Source organism: Polaribacter sp. BAL334, from assembly GCF_015767435.1.
In the GTDB taxonomy this organism is placed as follows: Bacteria; Bacteroidota; Bacteroidia; order Flavobacteriales; family Flavobacteriaceae; genus Polaribacter.
The window spans coordinates 1-788 of record NZ_JADWOV010000180.1 but is presented as its reverse complement, the minus strand read 5'-3'; the positions used below and the strand labels follow the sequence as shown (position 1 = coordinate 788).

Annotated in this window: 2 protein-coding genes; both read right to left on the bottom strand. The window is 30.8% G+C overall.

Annotation, left to right across the window (positions count from 1 at the left end; translation table 11 throughout):
- Positions 1 to 224: TerD family protein (locus IU405_RS00950; protein ID WP_197436763.1), on the bottom strand; the 224-nt coding region annotated here is incomplete at its 3' end.
- A gap of 12 nt (positions 225 to 236) precedes the next feature.
- The coding region (locus tag IU405_RS00945) for a TerD family protein (RefSeq protein WP_197436762.1) at positions 237 to 788 on the bottom strand (552 nt) is incomplete at its 5' end.

The window sequence follows — 788 nt, the reverse complement described above, 5'->3', positions numbered from 1 at the left end:
TCTCTAGAGGTAAGTTGTCCAAAATAGATTACATCAAGCAATTTTTTATTGTCGTCATATAAAGCACAAGACGCATCTAAATCAACTGCTTCTTTTTTGGTATTACCAAAAAATCCTTTTTTCTCTATTGCTCCCCAGTTTATACCAACACAAATGTTTTGTAATGTGCTTCCACTACTTTTTACAAGGTTTATTCTTTGTCCTTTTTGAAGATTTATTGCCATTTTTGTTATTATTTAGTTGTATTTGTTTAAAAAATCTTCCAAACCACCTTTTTGTCCCATACCAATGGCTTCAAATTTCCATTGACCATCTTTGTTGTAAATTCTTCCGAATTCAACAGCTGTTTCAATTGAAAAATCTTCTTCTAATTCGTATTTTACTAATTCAGTATTATTGATATCATCCACAATTCTAATGAATGAGTTTCGAACTTGACCAAAGTTTTGTTTTCTGGTTTCTGCCTCATGAATTGTTACAACTATACAAATCTCTTTAACAGAAGGATTTATTTTTGTTAAGTCTATTTTAATTTGTTCATCGTCTCCATCACCATCACCTGTTAAATTATCTCCAGTATGAATAACTGCATTGTCTGGGGAATTTAGATTATTGTAAAAGATAAAATGCGCATCTGATAAAACCTTTTTGTTTTCCCCTAAAATGAAAACAGAAGCATCTAAATCAAAACCTGATCCAGTAGAACTAGTGTTTGTGTCCCATCCTAATCCAATTGTAAATTTTGGGGCATTTATATTTTCTCTTTGTCCTTTTTGTAAGTTAATTGC